At 36.8% G+C, this 22072-nt stretch carries 23 protein-coding genes, 1 pseudogene and 1 riboswitch; of the genes and pseudogenes, 4 read left to right on the forward strand and 20 right to left on the reverse strand.

What is annotated here, in order from left to right; translation table 11 throughout:
* Nucleotides 1–436: 436 nt before the first annotated feature.
* Nucleotides 437–1075: an esterase/lipase family protein gene (locus ACIQZI_RS14960; RefSeq protein WP_403074302.1), complete on the reverse strand. Its 639-nt coding sequence runs from the start codon at nucleotides 1073–1075 to the stop codon at nucleotides 437–439.
* Nucleotides 1076–1249: 174 nt separating this feature from the next.
* Nucleotides 1250–1855: a methyltransferase domain-containing protein gene (locus ACIQZI_RS14965; RefSeq protein WP_403074304.1), complete on the reverse strand. Its 606-nt coding sequence runs from the start codon at nucleotides 1853–1855 to the stop codon at nucleotides 1250–1252.
* Nucleotides 1856–2111: 256 nt separating this feature from the next.
* Between ACIQZI_RS14965 and ACIQZI_RS14970 the strand changes: the two genes are divergently transcribed.
* The 3 genes from ACIQZI_RS14970 (at nucleotide 2112) to mgrA (ending at nucleotide 4247) form a co-directional block, all read left to right on the forward strand.
* Nucleotides 2112–2426, forward strand: coding sequence for a PepSY domain-containing protein (locus ACIQZI_RS14970; protein WP_062183872.1), 315 nt, complete (start codon nucleotides 2112–2114; stop codon nucleotides 2424–2426).
* An 83-nt stretch (nucleotides 2427–2509) separates the two neighbouring features.
* Entirely contained in the window at nucleotides 2510–2974 is a 465-nt protein-coding gene (locus ACIQZI_RS14975; RefSeq protein ID WP_403074307.1) for a DUF5342 family protein, read from the forward strand.
* Nucleotides 2975–3254: 280 nt separating this feature from the next.
* On the forward strand, nucleotides 3255–4247 hold the full coding sequence (gene mgrA, locus ACIQZI_RS14980) for an L-glyceraldehyde 3-phosphate reductase (protein WP_403074309.1): 993 nt from the start codon (nucleotides 3255–3257) through the stop codon (nucleotides 4245–4247).
* Nucleotides 4248–4370: 123 nt separating this feature from the next.
* Here the strand turns inward: mgrA and ACIQZI_RS14985 are convergent, their stop codons facing one another.
* From ACIQZI_RS14985 to ACIQZI_RS15035, 11 genes and pseudogenes are all read right to left on the reverse strand, one after another.
* On the reverse strand, nucleotides 4371–5420 hold the full coding sequence (locus tag ACIQZI_RS14985) for a 2,3-butanediol dehydrogenase (RefSeq protein WP_403074311.1): 1050 nt from the start codon (nucleotides 5418–5420) through the stop codon (nucleotides 4371–4373).
* Nucleotides 5421–5462: 42 nt separating this feature from the next.
* Nucleotides 5463–5849 (reverse strand): hypothetical protein, encoded by a 387-nt coding sequence (locus ACIQZI_RS14990; protein ID WP_403074313.1) that lies wholly within the window; start codon nucleotides 5847–5849, stop codon nucleotides 5463–5465.
* 387 nt (nucleotides 5850–6236) lie between these two features.
* Entirely contained in the window at nucleotides 6237–6773 is a 537-nt protein-coding gene (locus tag ACIQZI_RS14995; RefSeq protein ID WP_403075173.1) for a VUT family protein, read from the reverse strand.
* A gap of 19 nt (nucleotides 6774–6792) precedes the next feature.
* Nucleotides 6793–7521 carry a 7-carboxy-7-deazaguanine synthase QueE gene (gene queE, locus ACIQZI_RS15000; protein ID WP_403074315.1) on the reverse strand — a complete coding sequence of 243 codons (729 nt, stop codon included), beginning with the start codon at nucleotides 7519–7521 and terminating at the stop codon, nucleotides 6793–6795.
* Nucleotides 7514–7990, reverse strand: coding sequence for a 6-carboxytetrahydropterin synthase QueD (gene queD / locus ACIQZI_RS15005; protein WP_403075175.1), 477 nt, complete (start codon nucleotides 7988–7990; stop codon nucleotides 7514–7516). Before queD ends, queE begins: the two co-directional genes overlap by 8 nt.
* On the reverse strand, nucleotides 7990–8649 hold the full coding sequence (queC, locus tag ACIQZI_RS15010) for a 7-cyano-7-deazaguanine synthase QueC (protein ID WP_403074317.1): 660 nt from the start codon (nucleotides 8647–8649) through the stop codon (nucleotides 7990–7992). Before queC ends, queD begins: the two co-directional genes overlap by 1 nt.
* A 53-nt stretch (nucleotides 8650–8702) precedes the next feature.
* Nucleotides 8703–8746, reverse strand: a riboswitch (PreQ1 riboswitch).
* A gap of 103 nt (nucleotides 8747–8849) precedes the next feature.
* Nucleotides 8850–9854: an aldo/keto reductase gene (locus tag ACIQZI_RS15015; protein WP_403074319.1), complete on the reverse strand. Its 1005-nt coding sequence runs from the start codon at nucleotides 9852–9854 to the stop codon at nucleotides 8850–8852.
* Between the two features lie 444 nt (nucleotides 9855–10298).
* Nucleotides 10299–10931, reverse strand: a complete 633-nt coding sequence (locus tag ACIQZI_RS15020) for an NAD(P)H-binding protein (protein ID WP_403074321.1) — start codon at nucleotides 10929–10931, stop codon at nucleotides 10299–10301.
* Between the two features lie 63 nt (nucleotides 10932–10994).
* The gene (locus tag ACIQZI_RS15025) at nucleotides 10995–11384 is read right to left on the reverse strand and encodes a MerR family transcriptional regulator (protein ID WP_403074323.1); all 390 of its coding nucleotides are present in this window, start codon (nucleotides 11382–11384) and stop codon (nucleotides 10995–10997) included.
* A 26-nt stretch (nucleotides 11385–11410) separates the two neighbouring features.
* Complete coding sequence (locus tag ACIQZI_RS15030; protein ID WP_403074325.1) at nucleotides 11411–12157, reverse strand: SDR family oxidoreductase; 747 nt, start codon at nucleotides 12155–12157, stop codon at nucleotides 11411–11413.
* A gap of 67 nt (nucleotides 12158–12224) precedes the next feature.
* A pseudogene (locus ACIQZI_RS15035) lies at nucleotides 12225–12610 on the reverse strand (aldo/keto reductase); the annotation flags it as partial.
* Nucleotides 12611–13042: 432 nt separating this feature from the next.
* Between ACIQZI_RS15035 and ACIQZI_RS15040 the strand changes: the two are divergent.
* Nucleotides 13043–13786 carry a hypothetical protein gene (locus ACIQZI_RS15040; RefSeq protein ID WP_403074327.1) on the forward strand — a complete coding sequence of 248 codons (744 nt, stop codon included), beginning with the start codon at nucleotides 13043–13045 and terminating at the stop codon, nucleotides 13784–13786.
* 560 nt (nucleotides 13787–14346) lie between these two features.
* On the opposite strand, the gene ACIQZI_RS15045 is transcribed toward ACIQZI_RS15040, so the two are convergent.
* The 7 genes from ACIQZI_RS15045 to ACIQZI_RS15075 form a co-directional block, all read right to left on the reverse strand.
* Complete coding sequence (locus tag ACIQZI_RS15045) at nucleotides 14347–15324, reverse strand: 2-hydroxyacid dehydrogenase (RefSeq protein ID WP_403074329.1); 978 nt, start codon at nucleotides 15322–15324, stop codon at nucleotides 14347–14349.
* A gap of 275 nt (nucleotides 15325–15599) precedes the next feature.
* Entirely contained in the window at nucleotides 15600–16334 is a 735-nt protein-coding gene (locus tag ACIQZI_RS15050) for a GntR family transcriptional regulator (RefSeq protein WP_062183917.1), read from the reverse strand.
* A 261-nt stretch (nucleotides 16335–16595) separates the two neighbouring features.
* A complete protein-coding gene (locus ACIQZI_RS15055) occupies nucleotides 16596–18002 on the reverse strand; it encodes an MFS transporter (protein WP_403074332.1) in 1407 nt (468 codons plus the stop codon).
* A 270-nt stretch (nucleotides 18003–18272) separates the two neighbouring features.
* Complete coding sequence (gene deoD, locus ACIQZI_RS15060) at nucleotides 18273–18986, reverse strand: purine-nucleoside phosphorylase (protein WP_062183923.1); 714 nt, start codon at nucleotides 18984–18986, stop codon at nucleotides 18273–18275.
* Nucleotides 18987–19702: 716 nt separating this feature from the next.
* Nucleotides 19703–19969, reverse strand: a complete 267-nt coding sequence (locus ACIQZI_RS15065) for a phosphocarrier protein HPr (RefSeq protein ID WP_403074335.1) — start codon at nucleotides 19967–19969, stop codon at nucleotides 19703–19705.
* A gap of 428 nt (nucleotides 19970–20397) precedes the next feature.
* Nucleotides 20398–20895, reverse strand: a complete 498-nt coding sequence (locus ACIQZI_RS15070) for a sigma-70 family RNA polymerase sigma factor (RefSeq protein WP_062183929.1) — start codon at nucleotides 20893–20895, stop codon at nucleotides 20398–20400.
* 862 nt (nucleotides 20896–21757) lie between these two features.
* On the reverse strand, nucleotides 21758–21979 hold the full coding sequence (locus tag ACIQZI_RS15075) for a DUF2187 family protein (protein ID WP_062183931.1): 222 nt from the start codon (nucleotides 21977–21979) through the stop codon (nucleotides 21758–21760).
* Nucleotides 21980–22072: the final 93 nt, after the last annotated feature.

The following is a 22072-nucleotide window of genomic DNA, read 5'->3' on the forward strand; positions in this document are numbered from 1 at the left end:
TATGTGCGAGTATCCCTCTTAAAATTCTTGTTTAGTGGAGTGTTTTCTTCTAGATTTTCAAAAATATCACAAGTATTAATTATCAAAAATTAGACAAATACTATAACAAACTCGCGATAGTTGAATAAGTATGGTCAGATTTCATTCTAAAAAGAACTGAATAGAGAAAATAAAAGCACTCATTTTAATCAAACTTTGTTTAATACGAGCGCTTTTTGTACGTCTTAAGATAAAGAATAACGCTATGGCTTTTATCAAACTTTTTTTCAAAAGCTACACCTGATTCCTGTAATTCCTAAAGTACAAAAAAAGCCAGCCCAGTAGGTTAGTTGTCTGACCTATGGGCTGGCTTCAATTATTATCATTCTAGTAAAGAATTAGACAGGCTGTGATTAGTATTGTTGAAAAAAACTACGTTCAAGATAAGAATCTTTGCTTAATTTGTATTTTTCCCTCCGCCATTCAATCCTTCTTGAATCAGCTCGTAGACTTCACTGTTGATAAGCATTCCAACGTGGTCTACACCGCTGATTTGAACGTTATTCGCTCCCTGAAGTGTTGAAAGCCAAGTGGGTACAACAAAGTCGTTGGTGCTATAAATCGAAGTATAACGGATTTTATGGTTAGGATCTGTACCTACGGGAGCTTTCGATGTTACATATTTGTTTGGAGAACCCAACGTTACCACATCATTTACCTTGCTTCCACCATCATTGAGAATATAAGTCAGGGTATTCAAGCCTCCCGCACTGTGTCCAATAATATCAACCTTGCTCTTTCCTGTTTTCTTTAACACTTCATCTACATAAGAAGCAAGCTGTTTTTGATTATTCAAACTAACACCAGACTTATTCACTAATTCAATAGCATACAGTTCATCATCGGACCAGCCTTGTTTTTTCAAGTAATTTTTTATGCCATAAAAGGCTGTGCTGTTTCCACCTGCACCGTGAATAAATATAACTGGATCATGACCGTTTGTCTGTGCTTTAGAAACAGAAGGCTGACAAGTAACCACAGAAAGAATAATAACCATGCATGCCATTAGTGAAAGTAGCAATCTCTTATTTCTCATAATTCCCCTCCTATTTGTTTAACTGCTTTCTTGCTACGTTAAGTGTTATACATTTTGGAGGGAGAAACAACCGGAAACTTTTTCTATCCCTGGTTACAGTGCTTAAGCAGTTGGCCAATTCAGCAATAGGAAAATGGCTATTTTTCTTTTGAATCGTACCTTCCTTACATTCTTCTAATATCCTAATCGATAAATTAAAAATTTCTCATAAGGATTATGCGCATAGTCTGGCAGGATGACTTCTTCTTTTAATTCAAATGACATTTGGTTCTCTAAAAAATAAAGATAATCATCTGACGGATAATACAAAATCAGCTCGATTTCCCGTTTGAACTCTTCTACAGATAACAAAATATTATTAATAACCTGCATAAAAATTTGGATCGAAAATGGATTAAAAAAATAAAAACGATTATCTAACGGATTAATCTGGTATTTCTCTGCTAAAGAGCAGTGAAAATGGATTTTATCTGTTCTGTTTTTTGCCTTCTTCAAATATCTAGTTCGATTTTCAATCGCTTCTTTACAAAATCTTTCGTTCATTTCAATCCCAATAACAGTCGCCTGAAATAAATGATGGATATAGAAATTTAACCGTCCTTTTCCACAGCCAAAATCGACAACACGATCACTACTTTTCAATTCATATGTATTAAATAATGTTTCGAGTGCATAATATGGAGTTGGCTCATAACGATGATAATGCATAGAATTATTGAATCCCTTTTGGTCACCTACTGTTTTTATGTTTAGTAACGCATCGTAATACTGTTCATTCATGGGTTTTCTCCTCGATTTAAAACTTTATTCTTTAATCATATAGCTTTTTCTATATGAATACCATTCGACTTTTTTACCTGAACACGCATAGATATCGCTAATCTATGTTTTATTCAATTCGAATCAATTTTAGACATCTACGATTTGATTAGTACGTTCTCTTACTTTTCTAAGGGAATTTTAAGGTTATTCTTCTTTTACTTTAAACTCGAGCCGTTATGATACTAATATAAACAAAACGAGGAGGTTATCAAGAATGAACTTGATGCCAATGCTATTAACAGGTGCTTTAATCGTAGGTGGTCTAGGAGCTCATGCAATGATTGATAACCACCCAACAACGAAATTATCAAATGCACCTTCACAAACGATAAATGAATTACAAGCAAAGACGATTGCCTTAGACACATCTCAAGGTGGTCTAGTAACGAACACTCATACCATTGAAGATCATGGTATTAAAAAATACGAAATTTCTATTATGAATCGAAATACAGAATATGATGTGGATATTGATGCATCATCTGGAGACATTTTGAATGTTGACATGACCAAGATGTTAAATAGGTAACTTACACCTTATCATTCCTAGCGCATTGTTTTTAGCAAGGTCCATTCTAATTCAAAAAAGTAAAAATTTCAGGAGGTTTTATCATGGTTCAAGAGTTTAAAGTAAAACGTTTGTTTGAAAATCAAGTTCATGAACGTCAGCAGTTTTCACTAAACTTTAAAAGTTATACTTATCAAGGGATTTTCCATGAGGGAGACATTCAGTGGTTTCATCCTCAACCTAATACTAGGCTTGTTGAAGAGGATCTCCAAGTTCTAGAATCCACTGTGTTTGAATTGATGAGAAAACACGCATATCAAGGGCTTACAGTAAAACCATTGTTCGAGGATCAAGTTCATGAGCGTCAGCAGTTTACATTAAACTTTGAAGGCGATCATTATCATGGGATTTTCCACGATGAAGAAATTCAGTGGTTCCACCCTCAACCTAACAATAATCTTTCCGAAGACGACCTTCAAGATTTGGAATCTAAAGTATATGACTTGATGAAGAACCACGCATATCAAGATTTTGCAATAAAACCATTGTTTGAAGATCAAGTTCTTTAATGGTTGCTTACAGTCAAACATAATAACCCCGTATTGGTTTCGATAGGAAGTTGTTCAAAAATTCCGATCCTTACTTACGTATTACTGCATACGTGAAAGGTTTGAGGTATGAGCTTCTCGGCTCTTTTAGCCTTCTTTTTGAACACGTACTATAGAGCATTCTGGTGCGGGGAATCTCAATCCCAATAAACGAAAGCGATTTCAAAAAATAGTTTAAAAGTATCGACAATTCGATGTGAAGCCGTATAATATGAAGTATCACTTCTTTAGGAGGATTACAATGGTTTATAAAGCGGAAGATACTCGATACGATGAAATGCAATACAATAGAAGCGGGCGATCTGGCCTACAGCTTCCAGCGATTTCACTTGGTTTATGGCATAATTTTGGTGGAGTAGATACATACGAAAATGGCCGCGCCATGCTAAGAAGTGCTTTTGATTTAGGGATCACCCATTTTGACCTTGCAAACAACTATGGTCCACCTGCTGGATCCGCGGAAGAAATGTTCGGGAAAATGTTAAAAACGGATTTTGCTCCTTATCGAGATGAAATGATCATTTCATCGAAAGCTGGTTATTATATGTGGCCAGGCCCATACGGTGAATGGGGATCAAAGAAGTATCTGGTCGCAAGTTTAGATCAAAGTTTAAAGCGGATGGGACTGGATTATGTCGATATTTTCTACTCACATCGTCCTGATCCAAACACGCCTTTAGAAGAAACGATGGGTGCGTTAGACTCAATCGTTCGCCAAGGGAAAGCTTTATATGTAGGCATTTCCAGTTATACTGCGGAACAAACAGAAGAAGCGATTAAAATTCTAAATCGGTTAGGCACTCCACTTGTCATTCATCAACCTAGCTATTCCATGTTGAACCGCTGGATTGAGGATGGCCTGCAAGATGTATTACAAGAAAATGGTGTTGGATCGATCGCTTTCTGTCCTTTAGCACAAGGCCTTTTAACAAATAAATATCTAAATGGCATTCCGACTGATTCCAGAGCTGCTAAATCTACTGGTGCATTAGGAACAGATCAAGTGAGTGAAGAAGTTGTAAATCGTGTAATAAAATTAAATCAAGTGGCAGCTGAACGCGGTCAAAACCTGGCGCAAATGGCACTTGCTTGGGTACTAAGAGATGGAAAGGTTACTTCAGCTTTAATCGGCGCAAGTCGAGTAAGTCAAATCGAAGAAAATGTTGCTGCATTAAATAATCTTTCATTCACTCAAGAAGAGCTTGATAGAATTGAAGATATCTTAAAAAGTTAATGATTGGAAGAACCTGCCTAACGAGTAGTATGTAGGTAAATGGTGCAATTTCTTTTGCCACAACAGGTTTATACCCAACTAAAAAGCCGGATTTCCCCTATTTGCGGAAACCCGGCTTTAGAGTTATTCAGCTTTTACTAAGATTTTTACTTGATTTCTTTCTTTTAGCAAGCCTTCAAAACCTTCGTCAATCACTTCATCAAGTTTGATACGCTTTGTTACTAGTTTATCCGCTGGGAAGTATCCTTTGGCCATTAAACTAATAACAGCTGGAAATACATCGCGGTATCCGATAATACCTGTTACAGTGCGTTCTTTCAAAACGATATTTTGTGGGTGGATAGGAGCTTCTTTTTCAAAAATACTTACAATCATCGTTTCCCCATTAATTTTTGTTGAGTTGATGGCTTGTACTAAGACTGGCGGTACCCCTGTCACTTCATAAGCAACATCTACCCCGCCATTTGTAAGTATATGAAGTTGTTCGACAACATCTCCTTGACTCGGATCAATTGCGATAGCTCCAAGCTCTTCTGCTTTTTCTCGGCGTTGTTCAGATAGTTCAATCGCATAAATTTCTGATGCACCCGCTGCTTTTAGTGCTTCAATAACGAGTAAACCGATTGGACCAGTACCGAACACAGCGGCCTTTTCGCCGACTTGTAGTTTACTTTGTTTTACAGCATGAAGAGCAACAGCTGACGGTTCGACAAGTGCTCCTTGCTCATATGAAACAGTTTCTGGAAGTTTATGTAGCATATGTTCTGGAACCGAAGTGAATTCAGAAAATCCACCACCGCCTCCTGAAAGGCCGTAGAAGCCCATTTTGTCACATAGATTGTATTTCCCTTGTTTACAAGCAGCACATTCGCCACAAGAATAGATCGGCTCAACAGTCACACGATCGCCAACTTGTACTTTAGTTACTCCTTCACCAATTTCAACAACTTGTCCAGAAAATTCATGCCCAAGAACAATAGGAGCTTTATCCCCACTTAATGGATGTGGTGCTTCGGCTGGAATAAAAATTGGGCCTGCTGTATATTCGTGTAAATCACTTCCACAAATTCCACACCACTCAACTTTAATTTTTGCCTCACCTTTTCTTGCCTTTGGCTCTTCAATATTGTCAATTCTCAAATCTTTAGCCTCATACCATCTCAATGCTTTCATGCTACTCATCTCCTTATATATTTCGGAATATTTTAATTTATATTACAATATCATTATACTGCCCTTATAAATATTTACAATTGGGTTCTCTTCCCTCTTTATGAAAACTATGTGAACTTTTTCACTAGGCATCCAAGAGTTATTTCCACGTAGCCAACACCCTTTAGATAAAGCGTCTTTGGGAGCAAGTGCCCCTTTGACAAGGTCTACTCCACCGATTGTTAGGTAGTTCACGAAGTCTGAAAAGGAGTCTGTTGCGTGATTAGCCCGATCATTTAGTCCGTCATAAAAAGATTTTCCTGAATCTAAACCACCCATGGACAACCAATTACCAAAATCGTAGACAGAATCAAATTTATCCTTGTTCCGTTTGGTTATCCCATCCCAAATATCTTCGCCGATTTCTTTCACACTATTAAACGATTTCACAAATGGATTTTCAATTTTGTTTTCTATCTTCTCTTTTTTACAGGGAGCTCACAAGCTTGATTTCCATAGATAGGACACTCGAATTCAGCAGACTTCTCGCTGGAAAAGTTTGATTCCTATGGCTTTGTGCCTGTATAACTCCTTGACCATAAAGTGAAACTTCAATCAGCGGGGGTTTTACTGCCCGTTAATACGGGATAAAAATAAATAGCCCAAATCTTGGTCACTTTACATATGACCAAAATTCGGGCTATTTTTTGAAGTTTAATTAGGATAAATCATTTCATCATGAAATCACATACCAGTTAGAAAATACCGCTTCTTCTAACTCCTGATTTTTTATCTTTTCATGCCATATTAGCAGTATCATAGTTTCTTAGCAATTACTTAAGCTACCTCTACTCGGTTCCGCGAAATGATTACGCGATGGAGCACCATTGCGCCAAGGCTCTGAATAACCGTCTTCACAATTACCTGACCAAGAATCGCAAAAGGTACAGCTTCCCATGGTAGGAAATTGGCACCCAATGGGCTTAGGCCAATAATGACAAAGATAGCAGAGTCAAGGAATCCACCGACTAAACCGCTATAAAAAACTCGCCAAGCCATCGGCAGCTTCAATCTTGAGTAAATTTCTGTATCCGTTGTTTCCGAGATGACAAACGAAATAGCGGACGCAAGAACGATTAATAATGTGTCTCCCAATATATATGACACAATCGCCGACATTGCTAAAGCTGTTCCGATGGCCAAATAGGTTTTCTTTCTGCCAAATGAATTTTGAACTAAATCTCTTAGGATAAAAGTTGCCCCGATAAATAGCGTTCCCATTGGCACAATAAACACACCGATCGATAACGGTGCAAAAGAAGCCGTCACAACGTTGGCTGTTACAATGGCAATTAAATACAGTAAAATTCTAATCATCGATACTCCTCTTCTCTTACACGCCTCGTTTATTTCCCCATACTAATGCATGGAGTTGAGGGAGTACTTTAACTTCTTTTAACTCTTCATCTTGTATCACTTGTTCGATTAACTCTTCGTATTTTTGCAGTAAATGGGGAATTAACGCAGCGTCATTTGCAGTCTTCGTATCATCATTTCCCACCTGCATATAAAAAGGAATGCCAGGGTATCTTCTATGAATTTCCTTTGCATAGTCAAAATCAGCATCATTGAATACAACGACCTTTAAACTCACATTTCCTAAAAAATTGTCTGACATGAGCTTATTGAAAATCATATCAAGTGAGTCAAAGTTCGTTTTCATCCCTGAACTAGGTGGCTTCGGCGAGATCGTCAACTCATCGATTGAAAGCATCCAATCTTGCCATTTTGATCCTTGCGTTTCCAGACAGGTCTTCATGTTTTCTTGCTTTAATAATTGGACAAATTCAGCAAGATTCTTCAAAAGAGCTGGATTTCCACCTGATATGGTTACATGAGAAAAACCGTCTCCTCCAAGTTCTTTCAACTGACGCCAAATTTCGTCTGGCTCCATCTGCTTAATGAGATGTTTACCCGTTCCATCCCATGTAAATGACGAGTCACACCATGAGCAAGAATAATCACAACCCGCGGTTCTGACAAACATCGTCTTTTGACCGATGACCATGCCTTCCCCTTGAATGGTTGGACCGAATATTTCCATCACAGGAATTTTACTCAACCTCCATCCACTCCCTTTTTGTCTCGGCATAGCTCGTCGGTGTTTCATAAAGACGGACAAATTCAACCCTTGCCCCATCATATTGTTCTTGTCTATTTTTTAACGCGTCCGCCATTTTTTCATAAATCCAAACAACCATATTCTCAGCCGTCGTATTCATTAAGGGCAGCGTCTCGTTTAAATATTTATGATCAAGAAAAATCTCAATCTCATTTTTCCAAATTTCTTTAATATCTCCAAAATCAATGAGCAGGCCACGATCATCGATAAAACCGCTAAGTCCAAAAATGACGCGATACGTATGGCCATGAAGGTTTTTGCATTTTCCTTCATAGCAATGTAAATGATGGGCCGCATCAAAGGTAAATTCCTTACTAACAAGCACACGTTTAGCATGGTATTTTAATTGAGTGGATTTGATATCTTCATTGATCTTTTGTAATTTATCTACAATACGAAATCCATACATCATTTCTGCCCCTTCTGACTCAAGTAGTCATCAAGACCTTTTTGACGCAATTTACATGCCGGACATTCCCCGCAACCATCTGCCATGATTCCGTTATAACAGGTTAGTGTCTTTTTGCGAACAAATTCCAAAGCACCTAACTCATCCGCCATGCCCCAGGCCTCGGCCTTATTCATCCACATAAGCGGTGTATGAATCACAAATGGCTGATCCATCGATAGATTCAGCGTGACATTTAACGACTTTATGAAAATATCTCTGCAGTCCGGGTAGCCGCTAAAGTCTGTTTCACAAACACCGGTAATAATGTGCTTCGCTCCTACTTGGCTGGCAAGTACCCCAGCAAAGGATAAGAACAACAAATTTCTCCCCGGAACAAACGTAGAAGGAAGCTCCCCTTCTTCGCCCTCACTTACAGCAATGTCATCACGCGTTAAAGCATTCGGCGCCAATTGATTGAGCAGCGACATATCCAGAATATGATGTTTAATGCCAAGTTCATCTGCAATCTGCTTGGCACAATCAATCTCTAACCGATGGCGCTGATTATAATCAAACGTAACTGCCTCGACTTCTTTAAACTGCTTCATCGCCCAGAATAAACAAGTCGTACTATCCTGACCACCACTAAAAACGACTACTGCCTTCTCTTGCTTCATTAAAAAAATCCCCTTTTCGACAGAAAAACAGCACTACTAAGAAAGCAGTGCTGTTTTCCTTAGTTTTTTAGAGAGGGTAGCTAGAAACCTCTACCGTAATTAAACGGATTTATATTTACATCAGTTCATTTTAGACTAAAATCAGTAGATCTTCAAACTAAAAATAGAAAATGCATATTTTGGTACATATTATTATCCCTTTATTTATTGAATTTTGGTTTTGGAAGAGCCCCTACTACTGGGTGGGGAATGTATAACTCTTCTAAATAATTCATCTCATCAGGAGTCAACTGAATATTAAGTGCAGCTACGGCACTTTCAAGATGACTTTCTTTTTGGGCACCGATGATTGGCGCAACAACTTGATCCTTGTTAAGAAGCCATGCTAACGCAATCTTATCACGAGTAACACCATGATTGTTTGCTACTTCAGCCAAACGTTCTACAATGCCTTGATCAGCTTTCATCATACTATCGTATTTTGAATGTTGAACCATGTCTGTTTCAGAACGAAGAGTAGTTTCAGACCAATCACGAGTCAAACGACCTGAAGCGAGTGGGCTATATGGTGTAATGGCAATTTTTTCATCACGACAGAACGGAATCATTTCACGCTCTTCTTCACGGTAAATCATATTGTAGTGGTTTTGCATGGATACAAATTTAGTCCAGCCATTACGTTCTGCTACACGTTGCGCTTTTTGAAATTGCCAAGCGTACATAGCACTCGCACCAATGTAACGAGATTTCCCTGATTTAACGACATCATGAAGAGCTTCCATAGTTTCTTCAATTGGTGTGTCATAATCCCAGCGGTGAATAATGTATAAATCTACATAATCTGTTTCCAAGCGCTTTAAACTTTGATCGATTTCGCTCATAATTTCTTTACGAGATAATCCGCCACTATTAGGACGACCTGAACGCATTGTTTGATGAACTTTTGTTGCAAGAACAATATCGTCACGCTTAGCATAGTCCTTCAATGCCCGGCCGAGAATCTTTTCACTTTCGCCCATTGAATAGATATTCGCAGTATCAAAGAAATTAATCCCTAAATCGAGAGCTTTTTTGATGACTGGACGACTACGTTCTTCATCTAAAACCCATTTGTGGGTCCATTTTTCAGTATCCCCGAACCCCATTGCTCCTAAGCAAATACGAGAAACATCCGTACCAGTATTACCGAACTTTACATATTCCATAATAAAACCTCCCCTTTATTATTAACCGTACACTTTAGCAGCACTCGCAAAAGAAGACCTAGCTTTTGGCTCATCTTCATAAAGTGAAACTTCCATCAGTGGGGGGTTTTTTCATCCCCCACTGATAGTTAGTTGAACCAATCGGGGATTTACAGGCTGTTTATCCCCCACCTATTTATTTCTTGATTCTCTCACAAAAATTGAGGTGGGGGTTTTACAGCCTGTTAAACCGAGATAAAGTTCGAGATGTGTTAGTAATTGTTAAAATGTACCTGAAGTTATGAGCGCAGTTATGTAATCAAACTTCTGGAGTTAATTCTTCTTCCCATCTCATACTTGCCCGAATAAAACATCATAGTTTAATTTCGTACACATTCCTCAAACCGGTCACGTCCAGCTATTACTTTTTCTTCCATAGTAGATCTCCCCTTTTATTGAGAAATACTAATAGAAGGACGGTTTTTCAAAATCTGTATTTGGTTCGCTGACTCCTAAACTTTTGCCAATATATTTCGTATTATCAGCAAGTAAATCCATGATCAAACGCGCTACAGCCTGTCGTGTAACCTGTGCGCCAATAAATGGTTCCCCTTTTATAGTCAGTTCATAATCTTCGTTACCCTCTTGGTTATAAAGCCAAGTTAAACGAAGTAGTGTGTAATCTAGGTCAGAGTCTTCGACTACCTTCGCTGCAGATTTGTATAATGGTGCGCTAGATCCGACCATTGCATCATTCCAGCGGCCAAATGCACCAGCGACTTCATCATAAATACCTAAGACTGTTGCACCAATCAGACGTTTTACACCAGCTTCATCCATTGCCGAAACAATAGATTGTGTTGCTTTTGCGTTACGCATATCATTTAAATAAACAACATTAACGCCAGACATTGCTTCGACTAGTTTTGCTTTATCATTGAAGTCACCATCAATAATTTCTACTCGTTGACTTGCGGCTTTTAAACGAGAATTCGCGTGTCTCGCATATAGAGTGATTTCTGCATCTATTTCATTGAGCAAGCGGTTAGTTAACATACGAGAAACTTGACCAGCTGCACCTAAAATCAAAATTTTCACTTATTTCCCACTCCGTTTCGCATATATGTAGAAACATCGAAAATAAATTTTTGTGTGCAACTTTCATTCATCAAATTCACGAAGTCCTTTTTCAGCTGGAACAACATGACTTTCATAGTTATCGATTTTATAATTCAAACGATTAAGTGCACTTTGCATCATATCAATACGTTTTTTCAGTTCGTCGCGTTCGTCACATAAAATTCCCACACGAGCTGGGATCGTAGTATCGTCACCATCTTTGAACAACCCAATGTATTCGATTAGTGCTTCAATGGATAACCCTGCTTCACGCATGTGCCGAGAAAATTCAATCCAGCGGATATCTTCATCGTCAAAATCACGTACACCATTCTTATTTCTTTTTACTGGTGGTATTAAGCCGATACGTTCGTAGTAACGAATCGTATCAGCAGACACACTAGTTTTTTCACTTACTACTTTTATGTTCATGTAAATCAACCTTTTTATGTTTTTTATTAAGGTAATTGGATAGTTGGACGAATAATAACTTCGTTCATTGCAGTATCTTCAGGAGTGTCCATTACAAACGCCACTGTTTCAGCAATACGTTCAGCTGGAATTGCCACTGCATCGTACAGTGAATCGATACCGCCTTTAAGGTCTGTATCTGTGATTGTGTTCGGCAATTCAGTTGCTATGGCACCTGGTGAAAGAATTGTCACACGGATATTGCTTCCTGCCTGAGCCTCTTCTTGACGAAGTGCTTCAGAAATTGCACGTACTGCATATTTAGTACCACTGTACACACCACCACCTGGGTGAGTTTGGTGACCGGCAATAGAAGATACATTAATGAAGTGACCAGACTTTTGTTCACGCATAACTGGAAGACCAGCTGCGATTCCGTAAAGGACACCTTTAATATTTACGTCGACCATTCGTTCCCATTCCTCCACATGAAGTTTATCAAATGTTGAATGGGGCATAAGACCAGCGTTGTTTAACCAAACGTCGATTCGTCCAAAAGTATCGACCGCAAGTTTTGCGAGAGCTTCAACGTCACTGCGTTTTGTTACGTCAGTGATCGCGTAAATGACTTCACCGCCTTCAGCTTTGATATCATCTGCCAATTTTTGAAGACGCTCTTCACGACGAGCGCCGAGAACAACTTTGTCTCCGCGTTTTGTTAATAATTGTGCAGTTGCTTCGCCAATGCCTGATGATGCACCCGTAATAACGACTACTTTGTTATGTTCTATCATTTTATTTTCCTCCAGTTACTAACGTTCTACTTTCATTGAACCAAGTGCTTTTACCATCACGGGATCTCTGTGTGAGAAGTAGAGTGATTTCATTATGAAGAATTAAATCAACCAAACCGTCTGTATGAAAGTTACTTACGCCGATTGCATGAATTTTTCCTTCTTTATAAAGTTCTTCAAGTGCGCGCCATGATCCATAAATGTCTCCATATGGTTGGTGAATTAAATACAAATCAAGGTGTTCAAGTTACATGAGTTCCAGCGTTTTTTTCACTGCTACTTTTGTAGCTTCATAGCCAGTGTCATTCGCCCAAAGTTTGGAAGTAACAAATAATTCTTCATGAGGTACACCACTTTTCTTGATTGCACTACCTACAACTATTCGTTCATGTAAAGTACAGCAGTATCAATCAAACGATAACCAGCTTTAATTGCTGTAAGAACACTTTCTTCCTCCTTTTAAGTGAGTTCAGTATAAACCTTGGAGTGCACTCCAAGGCAAGAGGATAGTTTAAAAAAGTTCAAGAAATTATAAGTGCTAAATAACGCCCACCTGTCAGGTGGGCGTTTGTATATGCTTTAGTTAGTTTTATTTGGCCGTGGATAATTATCAGATGCCTTTTTGACGATATAATCTATTCTATAACGCCCCCCTGAGCGCGTCAGATGTTTTACATGTCTACCAGAAAACAGATATCTTTCTTTTCTGCATTACGAAAAGGTATCGATTTTACCTTTCGGACAGTGACAAACACTATTAGCTCATATAGAAACACAAGTCCACATTAACAGGTATATATATGTCGTCATATTTCTTGAAAAAAGTAAAGAGAAACATTACCATTATAAGGATGAAACAATTTCTATTGTGGAGGATATTATTTTATGGGTATAGCAACATATTCAAAATTCGATACATATAAGCATCTATTATTTTCATTGCCCTCTCCCCTTAAGGACGAGGCGCTCATTAACAAACAGTTTTTACTTGATAAAGATGAAAACAAGAAAATTGAACTTTATTATGCACCGTTTGAATACATGAATGAACAAGCAAAAGTAATGATTGTCGGGATTACACCTGGTCTGCATCAAATGAAAATGTCCTTTTCGACGGTGTTGGATATGAAGAATCAAAAGGTAGACGATGAGGAGATTTTACAAGAAGTAAAGAAACGTTCTAGCTTTGAAGGGTCGATGAGAAAAAACCTAATTGCCATGTTAGATGAATTACAATTACATAGCTACTTGGGTTTATCATCTACGAGTGAATTTTTTAATACGGCCAGTCATATCGTACAGACTTCTTCAGTCATCCCCTATCCCGTTTTCTATAAGGGGAAAAACTTCAGTGGCTCAACACCCAATATTTTAAAAACCGACCTACTAATGAAATATATAATCGAATGCTTTGCAACTGAATTAAAAAAGTTACATAACCCACTAATCATTCCTTTAGGAGTAAACGTAACAAAGGTACTAAACTTTCTTGCGGACAACCACTACATAGATCCTAACTCTATCCTTTACGGATTTCCTCATCCGTCCGGAGGCAACGGCCATCGTCATAAGCAATTTGCCGAAAATAAAGAGGAAATGAAACAAAAGATTCAATCATATTTTAGGTAATAAAGCGGTATCAGTCACTCCACAAAGTATTTACGAATTAAGTATATTAGTGGAATTGGAAAGTAAAACATCTGAAGTAGACTTTATTAGGCTAACAGATATAATAGACTGAACCGGATACTTTTTCACAGTTTGAAAATTCCCATTGTAAATGGTTTTTGAATGAGATGGAAAAATTCAATGTGATCGGCACTCAATACATTTAAATAAGACACTCGGAAATTCGAGTGCCTTTGCATGTATTATCAGTTGCACAGCTATATTGGCATCATAATATTTATAAACTAACTTTCTTCGGAGTCCAAAAATCAGTCCAGCCATTATCAATCGAATACTTTCAGCACAGCTGCACCATTTATCCGCTACTTTTCATAATTTCTCTTCAAAGCCGATATTTGCTGTTGTTAACATGTCTTGTTTCATCCATTATTTCTAAAGACTCATCATTTACATATTTCTAGATGATGCCTGTCATCTAATAAAAAGTGGATAGCCTAAAAAAGGACTATCCGACACATTCTACTATTGTATTTCCTCTAAATTCCCCGATAGCTGTTCAGCTACCTTACCTGTATCTCACGATTGATCCATGTAGGTGGAATTTCTCCCTGTAATCCGACAACTAGGTTTGTTGCTGCTAACATCGCCATTTTCAAGCGCGTTTCATAAGTGGCGGAACCGATATGTGGCAAAGTGACAACATTGGTCATCGAAAGCAAGGGATTATCAAAATCGACCGGCTCTTTTTCAAAGACATCTAGCCCAGCTGCTTGAATTTCTCCAGTATTGAGCGCATGGGTTAAAGCACCTTCGTCTACAACTCTTCCTCTTGAACAATTGATAAATATCGCCGTCTTCTTCATGTACTCGAACTCTCTTTTTCCAATCAACTTTTCAGTTTGAGGAGTTAGTGGTGTCATGACACATACAAAATCAGACTGCTTTAGCAGATCTTCCAGCGAACAATATGTAGCCCCATACTTTTGTTCGGCTTCATCATTTCTGGAGCGATTGTGATATAAAATATCCATATCAAATCCGAAATGAGCCCTTTTAGCAACCGCAGAGCCGATTCCGCCCATTCCGATAATTCCTAATACTTTATGATGGACATCTACCCCAAACCAACTTTCCTCAAGTTTCGTTCCCCACTGCCCTGTCTTAACCCTTTGATCCAGTTCCGGCATCCTTCTAGCCGTTGCTAAAACTAATCCCATAATCGTATCTGCAACTGTCTCGTTCAATACTTCTGGAGTATTTGTAGCCATAATCCCTCGTTCTGATAGCTCTGGCACGTCCAAATTGTCGTAACCGACCGAGGTATTGCACACAATTTGTAATTGTGGAGCCTGATCTAGTAAAACCTTATCCACCTTTAACCCCGAACCTAATATCCCCTGTGCGTCCTTTAACTCATGTAGAAATTCAGGATAGTTTTGGGCATCAAACTTCTCAAAATAAACAACATCACAAGTCTTTTGAATAAAATCCAATACACTTTGATCCACTTTCTTATAGACAATTACTTTCGGCTTCATGACTGTTTCCTCCCTTTCAATATAGTAAGAATTACTAGTCAGCTAGATTCCACTTTGGTTTGCCATCAGTTCTTACCATTATTATTGCACACAGACTTTACGATCTCTATTACATTACAATATTCTTTAAAGTTACAATCCATTTCAACCATGAAAAAATCACGTCTCTTCACCATTGTTGGTGATTCCCACATAATTCCGGTAAAAAGTCAGCTGGATTGGAGCAAGTCAAAAAGCGGTAGAATTGTTCTAACAGAGAAATGTCCATCCAGTAGCTATTTGTAAATATTTAATTTTATATTCGAGAACTGTTGCGGGATATAAAATTTATTATACATTAATGGATATTCTGAATTGCTATAAAGGCTTTCCAATAGTAAAAAACATTCATTTTGGCCGATTAACTTTTCTTTCTTGTTGACTAGATTAACAGTACGTGTATATTTGATTTCAATTTCTCCATGGTTGGCATTCACATACGCTTGGTTTTCTAGAAAATCTAGTAGTTGTTCCTTATTATTTAAGTCCAAGGATAAACTTTCTATTGTTTGCATGGACATAAAAGTAAAAGCATAGGCTACTAAATCGTCTCCCTTTCTATACAAACGTTCTAAAGCTACAACTGTAGACGAATCTCTTTTTAATACTTGTTTCGTATATTCCGTTTCCTTGTCCAGTCGATAATTTGTATCTATTCGGTCAAATGTACTTATATGGCACTTATGCATAGGATTACTTAATTTTTCTAATTGAACACCCTCTTTTTTATAAAACGAATCGATCACAAAATTTCCTTTCCCGCGTATATTTCTTACTAATCCATCATCTTGCAAAAGTGCTAAAGCTTGTCGTAAAGTTGCGCGACTAATCCCTAGTCTGCTTGCTAAATCTGGTTCTGAAGGAAGCCTACTACCTACAGGGTATTCTCCTTTCGTAATTTGAAGCAGGAGCTCGTCATATACATTGATATAAAGTGGTCTTTTCAATTTATCTAGTTTATTTTTATTCATTTAGTCAATCCGTATCCTTTTCTAAAAAATTTAACAAAAAGGGTCAGACCTTGCAACGACTATATACAGGTTATAATATACTGTGTATAGAGTGCGAGGTCAGACCCTTTTGGGACATCCTCTTTCATGTATAGTAACTTATTATTTTAGTAATTGTAAGAAATAGTTACTGATTTTGGCTTATTCAGATCAGTCAATATCAGAAAATATATCATTTTCAGGTAATTTACTAGAGCCCTTTAATTGTTAATGGAATATTTTTTACGCTGCTCTTTTACTTGTATTAGTATTAATGTCTAATTTACGACCAACTAAAAGCCAAAATAAAATGATCGCTAATAGAGCAATTGCTACAATAATAATTATGATACTACTATAGTTCAATGCTATTGGATCATCTGTCACAAAACTCAAAAAGCCGAATTGTAAATCTTTCTTATCAATCAAAAAGGCTGAATATGAGAAACCTGCTGACATTGAGATATTCAGGCATAAATTATAGAATCCTAATGCTGCCCCTGTTTTTTCAGTTGGTACACTTTTAATACTTGTATCAATTAACGGTGCATATAACAATGCAAAGCTACAAGAAAATAAAATAAGCGAGATGACAAGTACTGTAATAGATGATTTCACAAAGATGGTACCGATTAATAAACTAATAATCATTAAAGACATCGCTAGATAAACACATTGTTTGCTACTTAAATATTTTCCTATTTTACCAGAAAACATCCCAACGACTGCTGCTGACAAACATGCTGGTACGAACATCAATGAAACAGTATCCAAGTTGACATCATATATAGTTGTCATCATAAATGATAATGTATTTAGCGCATACGCAGAGTAAGTAGAATAAATAATAAATGCAATAGCTAATACAAACATAAATTGTTTATTTTTAAAGAATTCAATCGTAATAAACGCATTTTTATTTTTACTTACATAGAATAAGAACCCAACTACAGTTACCATGAAGAGGATAAAAAGTCCCCAATTGAAAGAAGACATATACAACATGATGGAAGTAGCCGTTACTGCAACTAAAATTAGTCCTAAAACGTCTATACTATTTTTCTTACTTTCTTCTTTCGGTAAATATTTAAGAATGAATGGCAATATTAATACGCTTAGTAAAGGAATTAAAAACAAGTTTTGCCACTGTAAATAAGTTGATACAAAACCACCTGTTAAAATACCAATTACTGTGGCAATTTGGAAACTACTCGTACTAAATCCCATATATTTCTTTTGTTCATCTACACTTGCATATTTAGCGATGAAAATTAAATAAAGAGTTTCAGTAGCCCCTAAACCAGCTGATTGGATGATTCTTGAAACAACGATTAACCAGTAATTAGTATGTGTGATATAACCAAGTAAAGATCCTACACATATTAAAACGATGCCTAGTACTAGTAGATTTCGTATGCTAATCGAATCAGATAAAGAAGAATAAACCACTGCACCTATCCCAATTACCAATCCTGCAAGTGTTACTTGCCAACTTACTGTAGTTGCTGATACGCCAAAATACTCTACTAAATCTGGAGAAATAATTTTAAAAGAGTTATCGATAACGAGTGAAAAAATCATTAACAGTAATATGACGGGAACTACTTTACTGAAGTTTACAACTGGCGTTTTTTCTATTGAACCATTCATAAATATACCCCCACTATAACTAATGTTTCCATCCTATTTTGAACAAAGTTTAGTAACAGCGCTTACAATATATGTTGAAAGCAATAAAAAGAATATCTATCTCTTTCCTTCGAGAAATGATCCTAGTAGGGAATCCGTTCAATGTTGATGGGTTTCCATTCACCTTTCATGAACTAGATGAATAATTGGAACTAACACATCAGTCATTACACGCTTCCTTCACGTCGTATTAAGTGAAGGAAGCGTGTCTAAATCATAGATGGAGCAAATTTACGCTAATTCTAATGCGATTTCCATCATTTTAGTAAATGCAGTTTGACGTTCTTCAGTTGAAGTCTGTTCTCCTGTAATTAAATGATCACTTACCGTTAAAATACATAATGCATTTACACCTGCTTGAATGGCATTCCAATATAATGATACAGATTCCATTTCAACACTCAAAACGCCCATATCCTGCCATTTTTTGATATATGTTGGATCAGCATGATAAAATACGTCGCTTGATAAGATGTTTCCAATATGAACTTTCTGCCCTTTTTCATCTGCTACTTTCTTTGCTTTTTCCAAAAGTTCGAAAGAAGCCGTTAATGGGAATTGTCCAGGTAAATTAAATTGATCTCCAAAATTTGAATCCGTTGCAGAACCCATCCCTAAAATAACATCATATAAATCAATGTTTTCTTGCATCGCACCACAAGTACCAATTCTAATTAAATTTTTAACACCAAAGACATTGATTAATTCCCAAGAATAAATCCCCATGCTCGGTGCACCCATTCCAGTACCCATAACAGAGATTTTCTTGCCTTTGTAAGTGCCTGTATACCCTAACATTCCTCTTACTTCGTTGAAGCACTCGTAATTATCTAAAAAGTTTTCTGCTATAAACTTTGCTCTTAAAGGATCTCCGGGTAACAGTACCGTTTCAGCTATTTCTACCCCGTTAGGTTTGATATGAGGCGTTTCTTTAGTAGTAACCATCGTTTTCTTTTCTCCTTTAGTTGAAAATCAAGTTTTTTAGACATGTCTATTTTTTATACAAGTTTAAATTATCATAACCTTTCATTATGTGCAAGCACTTTCATAAAGTTATAAAAGCTATGATTTATATTATTTCAATAAACTAAAGATTATATGTCCAATAGAATAGTCAAAATTGGAACTAATGTGACTAATCAATCTTCACTAGAAGAATGAAGCCAAAGTGAAACAAAAAGTCTCAGGTATATTCCGAAATAAAATGGGCGCACAGAATTTCGCATTGGCACGAAGCTTTTTAAGTACACGAAAACAGCAAAAAAGGAATCTATTTGAATCCATTAAACAGGTGATAAAAACAGGTGAATTAGAATTGTTTGAAACATAGTTTCCGAGGTAATTCTTGATAAATTACCTCTATTTGTATTGTTTTGGATAGGGATCTGAGTAGTTACAAATAGAAGGTTATTGATCTAAATAAAGTTAATAAGATCGATGCAACTCCTGCTCCTAATACTGTTAAAAGGGTAAAACCAACCTTATACCCCTAAGAATATATAAACCTGAGATGATGATTGAAACGAGTAGATCAATAAAATGATTCACGTAAATAATTTAGTATTGTTTTCTAGACTCAACAAAAAAAACAGACGAAGATTTCTTCATCTGTCCAAATTCAAGTATTTATTAAAGGGATCAAAGGTAGGCCACCATCTGAATTATTCTGAGAAACCTGTCTGATTCATCGTATCTGATAAAGCAGCCATGGCTTCATTTGCATCAGAACCTACAGCCGTTATTTTGATTACTGCATCATTTGGAATACCTAGGGACATCACACCTAAAATTGATTTTAAGTTAATTGATTTACCTTTATACTCCAGGTTGATGTCGGCCATATATTGACTTGCAGTTCGTACTAGGATTGTTGCTGTACGCGCGTGAATCCCTGTTTCATTAGTAATTGTGAAGGTCTTTTCTGCCATGTTAAATCTCCCCTACGTTATATTGTGACTTATTTGTCGATTTCAAGCCAATCAGGAGGCAAATAATAAAAGACATGTACTTCAATAGTCTTTAATGGAGTTTTTTACTTCTGATAGCCACAAGTTTATGTCTATTCACAATACAGGTTCAATATGTGCAGATTCAGAGATAATAAATACATTAGGATCAATGTCCTAAAATCAAACGAGGTTTTATATGAAAAACATTGAACGACCACCTACTAAAGTAGGGTGAATCCATTGGGACGAAATCGTAAATCGTCTGATGGCAATGGTTTTAGACCACGCTTTTTGAAAATAAAGCTACCTACAAAATCACTTTGCTAAAATGAAGTTGCAAGCCATACAACTTCAGAGCTTATTCATTCATCACTAAAATTCTTTCACATCTTCAAATTGAGTTTGCATTAAATATTGTGTTCGACCAAATCTTTTTGCAATTTCATAATGGCCGACTTTCTCCATGATTTTACAGCGCTGTTGGAAGCTCCATACAGCTCAGCCATTTCACTGATACTCAATTGATCTTGAAATGTTCCCATTACCCAACGTCTTTGCAATTCCGTAAGATTTTCACAATAGCAGGATAAGTACTCAGACTCCAGATGAAGATCACTGAATGATAAAGCAGGGTCTTCAGCCATCACACTTATATCCGTTACGGTATAAGTATCATCGATCCGTACATTTTTCCGAAGTTCATTTAATAGTTTTCCTTTGATTACTTTATAGGCATACGTAGAAAATAAGGCACCGCGGTCAGGATCGAATTTCGTTTGTGCCTCCCACAACGCAATTAACCCCACTTGATAGAATTCTTCCTGATTCTTATAAATGGACAAAGACTGAATAATACTGTAAATCATTGGTCTAAATTGTTCAGCCATTTCAGTGAATGTTTCCAAAGACTTTGCCTTTCGAAATATGCATACTTCTTGAATTCCTAGGTATATCCACCGTACAGAATTTCAAGATGTTTGACGAAAAGCGAAATCAAGCATTTGGATTGAATAATATAGCAATTTTCAAATGATTCGTATTCAAAAACCATGTTTCTATGAAGCAAATTAAGAAATTGCATCTATTTTTGCCAAAATTACATAAAAGTGCGTGTTCAAAAAGGATAAAAAGAGCCGAGGAGTTTGAGGACTGATCGTCTCGAGAACCACAGAGACAGAGCTTTGATGCAATTCGCAAGCTTTTTTACCGGACTTTTTGAACAACCTCTAATAGTGTACATTTCCTGACTATTTTACTTTTTATCAGCACTTGTCCATTCATTATTATTCTAAGTGCATATAGTAAAATAACCAGCAAACCAAATTGACAGGAGGATTAATTAAATGCCATTTTTTAGTTTTGGTCGAAGAAACTTGTTTTTTCGGGATACCTTTAGAAGAAGACGCTTTTTACCTTTTGAAATCGAAATAGAAAGAAGACGACGTATTGAAATAGAGAGAAGAAGACGAAGAATATTTTAATAATCAAAATCAAGCATCCATTATACAAAATTATGTCCAAAGGTTAGATAACTTAGGGTATACCTAAAAATATATCAGAAGTTTCTTAGCCACTAACAAGGCACCACTCTAAATAGCTTGCGTTTATATTTCGTATGGTCTTTTTCCTGATTATTACGTTTGATTTTCATGATAGTTGCAAACGCGCAGGGTTTTTGTTTACAAGAGAATTAAATGTGGGTGTCCCAAAAAGGTTCAGTCCCTCACTACTTGATTGTAGTCGGGACTGAACCTTGTTACTATACACTTACTTAATTAGTTTATAATTTTTATGATTCACAACAGTATTTATGGGTTCGTCCTTTTTTGTATTTCTGCCAATTTCCACAATAACAGAGTTTTCCCGCACGACAACTACCTTCCCCTTTTTCCCTTTTTCAATTCCATTCTTTATATCGATCATATCGCCAACATTCACTTTTTTTTTGATATCTGTTGGATTCTTCTGATCGGCTTTTTCTTCTGCCATATTATATACCCCTTTTACTATGATTTTTTTTGAATATCGTGACATCTTTCATAACTATATACACTTGTATATAAGATCGAAGGTCTGTTCCAT

The organism is Peribacillus sp. NPDC096379, assembly GCF_044762875.1.
Classification (GTDB): Bacteria; Bacillota; Bacilli; order Bacillales; family DSM-1321; genus Peribacillus.

Excerpts from the sequence above, each read along its gene's own strand:
- queD (WP_403075175.1), bottom strand. The coding sequence starts at position 7,990 with ATGTATGGATTTCGTATTGTAGATAAATTACAAAAGATCAATGAAGAT.
- ACIQZI_RS15030 (WP_403074325.1), bottom strand. The coding sequence starts at position 12,157 with ATGATAGAACATAACAAAGTAGTCGTTATTACGGGTGCATCATCAGGC.
- ACIQZI_RS15050 (WP_062183917.1), bottom strand. The coding sequence starts at position 16,334 with ATGAATAAAAATAAACTAGATAAATTGAAAAGACCACTTTATATCAAT.
- ACIQZI_RS15025 (WP_403074323.1), bottom strand. The coding sequence starts at position 11,384 with ATGAACATAAAAGTAGTAAGTGAAAAAACTAGTGTGTCTGCTGATACG.
- ACIQZI_RS14960 (WP_403074302.1), bottom strand. The coding sequence starts at position 1,075 with ATGAGAAATAAGAGATTGCTACTTTCACTAATGGCATGCATGGTTATT.
- ACIQZI_RS14985 (WP_403074311.1), bottom strand. The coding sequence starts at position 5,420 with ATGAAAGCATTGAGATGGTATGAGGCTAAAGATTTGAGAATTGACAAT.
- ACIQZI_RS15075 (WP_062183931.1), bottom strand. The coding sequence starts at position 21,979 with ATGGCAGAAGAAAAAGCCGATCAGAAGAATCCAACAGATATCAAAAAA.
- mgrA (WP_403074309.1), top strand. The coding sequence starts at position 3,255 with ATGGTTTATAAAGCGGAAGATACTCGATACGATGAAATGCAATACAAT.
- ACIQZI_RS15045 (WP_403074329.1), bottom strand. The coding sequence starts at position 15,324 with ATGAAGCCGAAAGTAATTGTCTATAAGAAAGTGGATCAAAGTGTATTG.
- ACIQZI_RS15065 (WP_403074335.1), bottom strand. The coding sequence starts at position 19,969 with ATGGCAGAAAAGACCTTCACAATTACTAATGAAACAGGGATTCACGCG.
- ACIQZI_RS15040 (WP_403074327.1), top strand. The coding sequence starts at position 13,043 with ATGGGTATAGCAACATATTCAAAATTCGATACATATAAGCATCTATTA.
- ACIQZI_RS15055 (WP_403074332.1), bottom strand. The coding sequence starts at position 18,002 with ATGAATGGTTCAATAGAAAAAACGCCAGTTGTAAACTTCAGTAAAGTA.
- ACIQZI_RS14970 (WP_062183872.1), top strand. The coding sequence starts at position 2,112 with ATGAACTTGATGCCAATGCTATTAACAGGTGCTTTAATCGTAGGTGGT.
- ACIQZI_RS14965 (WP_403074304.1), bottom strand. The coding sequence starts at position 1,855 with ATGAATGAACAGTATTACGATGCGTTACTAAACATAAAAACAGTAGGT.
- ACIQZI_RS15015 (WP_403074319.1), bottom strand. The coding sequence starts at position 9,854 with ATGGAATATGTAAAGTTCGGTAATACTGGTACGGATGTTTCTCGTATT.
- deoD (WP_062183923.1), bottom strand. The coding sequence starts at position 18,986 with ATGGTTACTACTAAAGAAACGCCTCATATCAAACCTAACGGGGTAGAA.
- ACIQZI_RS14975 (WP_403074307.1), top strand. The coding sequence starts at position 2,510 with ATGGTTCAAGAGTTTAAAGTAAAACGTTTGTTTGAAAATCAAGTTCAT.
- queC (WP_403074317.1), bottom strand. The coding sequence starts at position 8,649 with ATGAAGCAAGAGAAGGCAGTAGTCGTTTTTAGTGGTGGTCAGGATAGT.